The sequence below is a fragment of the Streptomyces sp. NPDC051219 genome, from assembly GCF_040682335.1.
In the GTDB taxonomy this organism is placed as follows: domain Bacteria; phylum Actinomycetota; class Actinomycetes; order Streptomycetales; family Streptomycetaceae; genus Streptomyces.
The window spans coordinates 1-4920 of record NZ_JBFBAS010000073.1; the positions used below are offsets into that span (position 1 = coordinate 1).

Here is a 4920-nt window from a genome sequence, read left to right on the forward strand (position 1 = left end):
CCACGCCGAAGCCCCCTGCCACCACGATCTTCGCGGAGGTAGTGGAGCGGGCCGCTCCGCCGCTAGAGCTTGCGAAGTCCACTGAGCACCCTTTCGAGCAGTGTCACGTCTGGCTGGCCGCCGGCGGACTCGTCGCCGCCGGGCTGGTGAATGGCGACAAGCCCGGCCTCCGCCAGGTCGGCGACGAGGATTCGGGCGACGCCGAGGGGGATGGAGAGAAGTGCCGAGATCTCGGCCACGGACTTGATCTCACGGCACAGGTGGCAGATCCGCTGGTGCTCGGGCAACTGCCCTTGCAGCCGGGCGGGGTCGGCCGTGGTGCTGACCAGCGCCTCGATGGCGAGCTGGTAGCGCGGCCGGGTCCGGCCGCCGGTCATCGCGTACGGACGAACCAGCGGGTTGTGCGCAGCCCTGCCCCCGGACGGCTCGGGAGCCCGCCGGGGCTGCACCGGCTGCATCCGTTGGGGCTGGTCGTACGGCTGGTACGGCTGCTGGTCCGGGGAACCGTGTCTGCTCGGCGAGGAGGGGAAGTTGAAGCGGTTCTGGTCGTGCCCACCCTGCGGCTGTTGTGCGCCGCCGTACGGATGTCCTCCTGGTGGTGTTCCCACGTTTTCCTCCTCCGACTACCGGTCGCCACGTTCCCTGTGGTGCCGCGCCACCGCACCTTATGGCGCGGTGGCGCGAAACGCACTGCCTGTCTGCTAGTTGAGAAGACTGCCTTGCAGTTCGGCGCGCAGGTCGGGCGTCAGCACGCCGCCCGCACGGTCGACCAGAAGGGCCATCTCGTAGCCGACGAGGCCGATGTCGCACTCCGGGTGGGCGAGTACCGCCAGAGAGGAACCGTCGGAGATGGACATGAGAAAAAGGAAGCCGCGTTCCATCTCCACGACCGTCTGATTGACGGCGCCGCCTTCGAAGATCCGGGACGCGCCGGCCGTCAGCGAGGTCAGGCCGGAGGCCACGGCCGCAAGCTGATCGGCGCGGTCGCGGGGAAACCCTTCGGACATCGCCAGAAGGAGTCCGTCGGCGGAGACCACCACCGTGTGGGACACCCCGGGGGTGTTGTCCACGAAGTTGGTGATCAACCAGTTCAGGTTCTGCGCCGCCTGGCTCATCGGGCTCACACTAACGCTCCTGGTCATAGCTGTTACTGGTCTGCTCTGATCCCGCGTTGCGTCCCTGCTGGACACCACGCCGCAGGTTGCTCAACCTGCCGCGTACGTCCTCGGGGGCGCGGGAGACCTGGGGGCCGCCCTGCGGGGTCTGTTCCGCCGTACCCTCGACCAGGTTGGCTTTGGGCACCCGCCGGGGGAGACCGGACGGGGTGACCCCGCCGGCCTTGGGCTCCCGGAGCTTCTCGGCCCGCTGCCAGCGCTCGTCGTTCCGGGAGCGCCAGTCTTCGCCGTCACCGTCGCTGTTGCCGTTCACCTGCTGCTGTTGCTGCGGCTGGGACTGCTGCTTCGGCTGCGGCGTGAAGAGCTGCTGCTCCGTCTCGGGCTGCGCGGGCTGCTGCCACTGCTGACTGCCGCCGCGGCGCGGGAGGCCGGCATTGGTCAGCTCGTGACCGTTGCTGGGGGAGGGACCCGAACGGTCGAAGCCTACGCGCTCGGGGGCGTTCGCGGGAGCGCCCGGCGCAGATTCCGATTGCGTACCGTACCCGGAGTGGTACGCAGCCGGATAGGCCGTCTGGTCCGTCCACTCACCCTGGTGGGCCTGCGGGTCGTAGGAGCCGTCGTACTGCTGCGCAGGAGTCTCAGGCTCCGGATATCCGGCTTCCGCATAGGACGGTTCCGGGTAGCCGTTCTGCGCCGGGTAGCCGTTCTGGCCGTACTGGTCGCCCTGGCCGTACTGCTGCTGGTCGTCGTAGACCGGCTGCTGCTGCGGCTCCTGCGGATACTGCTGCTGGTCGTCGTAGACCGGCTGCTGGACCTCGTCGCGGAACATCGGGCGCTCGCCGCCGGACTGGGCCTCCAGCGCCGCACGGCGCTCCTCGCGCATCAGCGAGCGGTTGACCGGGTCGAGCTCCCGCGAGTCCTCAGGGACCTCGTACCGCGAGTCGTCGAAGCCGAGCTCCGCGGCGGTGCGCATCGGGGCGGGCTGTACCGGGGCGGGCTGGAACGCCTGCTGCTCCGGGATGATCTGAGAGACCTGGAAATCGTCCTCCGGCAGCGCCTCGCCACCGCCACCGTGGGTGATGGCGTCGGGAAGCATGACCAGCGACGTGGTGCCGGCCTGCTCGCCCGAGGGGCGGAGCTGGACCCGTACACCGTGCCGGTCGGCCAGCCGGCCGACCACGAACAGACCCATGCGCTGGGAGATCGCGGCGTCCACGGTCGGCGGGTTGGCCAGCTTGTGGTTGATGTCCGCGAAGTCCTCGGCGGTGAGGCCGATGCCCTTGTCGTGGATCTCGATCATCACGCGGCCGTCGGGCAGCCGGGTCGCGGTGACGCGCACCTTGGTCTGCGGGGAGGAGAACGTGGTGGCGTTCTCCAGCAGCTCGGCCAGCAGGTGCACGAGGTCGGTCACGGCCTGGCCGTGGATCTCCGTCTCCGGGACACCGCTGAGCTCGATGCGCTCGTACGACTCCACCTCGGAGGAGGCGGCGCGAAGCACGTCGACCAGCGGGACCGGCTGGTTCCAGCGGCGGCCCGGCTCCTCGCCGGCGAGAACGAGCAGGTTCTCGCCGTTGCGGCGCATACGGGTCGCCAGGTGGTCCAGGCGGAAGAGGTTCTCGAGCTGGTCCGGGTCGGCCTCGTTGTTCTCGAGGTCGGTGATCAGGGTCAGCTGGCCCTCGATGAGGGACTGGTTGCGGCGCGAGAGGTTGGTGAAGATCGCGTTGACGTTCCCTCGCAGCAGTGCCTGTTCGGCGGCGAGCCGGACGGCCTCGCGGTGCACTTGGTCGAAGGCGCGCGCGACCTCGCCGATCTCGTCCTGCGAGTCGATCGGGATGGGCTGCACCCGGGTGTCCACACGGCCGGGCTCGGTGCGCGAGAGCTGGTCGACCAGCATCGGCAGCCGCTGCTCGGCGATGTTGAAGGCGGCGGTGCGCAGCTGGCGCATGGAGCGGCTCATCTGGCGGGCCATCATCCCGGCGAGGATGAAGGCCGTGAGGAGCGCGATGACGACGATGGCGCCGTTGATGATGGCGTCGTTCTTGGCGTCGTCGGAGATCGTGCCGGCTTCTGCGACCGCCTTGTCGACGAGCTCCTTCTCGACCTCGGTGTAGCCGTCGAACTTGGCGGTGGCGGCTGCCATCCAGACCTCGGGCGTGACACCGCGCTTCGCGAGCTGCTCGGGGCTGTCGCCGGTGGCGATCTCCTCGACGAGCCCGTCGAAGACCGAGCCGCTGGCGGAGACCGGCGGGGCCTTGAAGTCCTGGCCGCGGCGCTGGGCCTCCGCCGCGGCGGCGGCCAGCTTCTTGGCGCCTTCGTCGGCCTTGGCCTTCATGACCGACTTCAGCCTGTCGGTGTCCTGCTCGGTGCCGGCGGCGACGTACTCGCCGATGGCGATGTCCTCGAGGTAGTCGTACGAGGAGAAGGCGATGGTCTGGCCGGTGCGGATCGAGTCCTTCTCGCTCGGCCGCACCAGCAGGTGCATACCGATGGAACGCTCCAGCGACTCGGCGGCCTTGGCGAGCTCGATGGCGTAGACCATGCGGCCGTAGCTGGTGATGTTGCCGGTGCCGAGGCCGAGCTCGTTGGCGAACTGCATGAGGTAGTGCTGGACCAGCACATAGCCCTCTTCGGTCGCGACCGGGCCGCCCTGCTTGTTGGCGGGGTCCTTCTCGGCCGTCTCGGCCTGCACGGAGTACGCGCTCTGGCGGATCGCCGCGAGCTTGGGCTCCTCGGAGCGGAACAGGCTCAGCCGGCGCTCCAGGCCCTCCTTCTCGGGAAGGTCCTTGACCGCCTCGTTGAACTTCTCCGCGGCGGCGTCGGTGTCGTCGTACGCCTGGCGCACGACGTCGCTGTCCTTCTTGCCCTGCAGCAGGGGAGCGGCGGTGAGGTCACGCTCGTTCAGCAGCGCCTGGCTGTAATCGGCCGCGGACCGCACGATCAGTGCGACCTTCTCGGCGTCCTTGGCCTCGTTCCAGGTGTCGATGGCGCTCTTGACCTGGAAACCACCCATGACCAGTCCGACGAGGACGGGTATGAGAAGGATCGCGTTCAGCCTGGTCGGCACACGCCAGTTACGGGGGGAGAACCGGCTGGTGCTGCCACCTCCCGCGGAGGGCGCGACAGGCTCATCCGCGGGCAACGCCGCTGTGCGCGGCGGCGGGGTGAAGTTCCCCCGCGCCTGCTGCTCTGCGGAGCTCGTGTTGCTTCGCCTCACTCGACCAACAACCTCTCGGCGTCGGCACCTACGCTGTGCCGTCTATCTTCTGGGCCGTACTACCTACTAGGGAGTTCGCCGATTTCAGCACGTGCAACCGCCCCATTCCAAACAGCCGGAACTGGCCGTTCCGAGTGGCATACGCCCTAGATAAAACGGTCATAAAGAACGAGGGGCGGCAAAAGGCGGGGCAGATGTGAGCACAGCGGTACCAGGCGACCGCGCCGGGTGGCCGCGGCCCCTCAATTCTCTGTCGAAACGTTATGAACGGAGAGGCGGACAGTGTCAAACGACACAGCCCGCCCCTCTATCGCGACCACGTCAACTTCCGTAGAGCATTTATTACTTGAGGCGTGCCATGAGTGCGTGTTCGACGAGCGTGATGAGGGCGCTCTTCGCGTCGGCGCGGTGGCGTGCGTCGGTGGTGATGATCGGTGCGTCGGGGCCGATCTGGAGTGCTTCGCGTACCTCTTCGGGGGTGTACGGCTGGTGCCCCTCGAAGCCGTTGAGGGCGATGACGAAGGGGAGGCCGCTGTTCTCGAAGTAGTCGACGGCGGGGAAGCAGTCGGCGAGGCGGCGGGTGTCGACGAG

At 68.4% G+C, this 4920-nt stretch carries 3 protein-coding genes and 2 pseudogenes; all 5 read right to left on the minus strand.

Annotation, left to right across the window (positions count from 1 at the left end):
* Nucleotides 1-82, minus strand: a pseudogene (locus AB0M62_RS34610) (ATP-binding protein); the annotation flags it as partial.
* A complete protein-coding gene (locus AB0M62_RS34615) occupies nucleotides 63-608 on the minus strand; it encodes a DUF742 domain-containing protein (RefSeq protein WP_366078302.1) in 546 nt (181 codons plus the stop codon). The pseudogene AB0M62_RS34610 and the gene AB0M62_RS34615, both read right to left, overlap by 20 nt.
* A 93-nt stretch (nucleotides 609-701) precedes the next feature.
* Nucleotides 702-1115, minus strand: coding sequence for a roadblock/LC7 domain-containing protein (locus AB0M62_RS34620; protein ID WP_254369776.1), 414 nt, complete (start codon nucleotides 1113-1115; stop codon nucleotides 702-704).
* Between the two features lie 10 nt (nucleotides 1116-1125).
* A complete protein-coding gene (locus AB0M62_RS34625; RefSeq protein WP_366078303.1) occupies nucleotides 1126-4329 on the minus strand; it encodes a nitrate- and nitrite sensing domain-containing protein in 3204 nt (1067 codons plus the stop codon).
* 342 nt (nucleotides 4330-4671) lie between these two features.
* Nucleotides 4672-4920: pseudogene (locus AB0M62_RS34630) on the minus strand (ATP-binding protein); the annotation flags it as partial.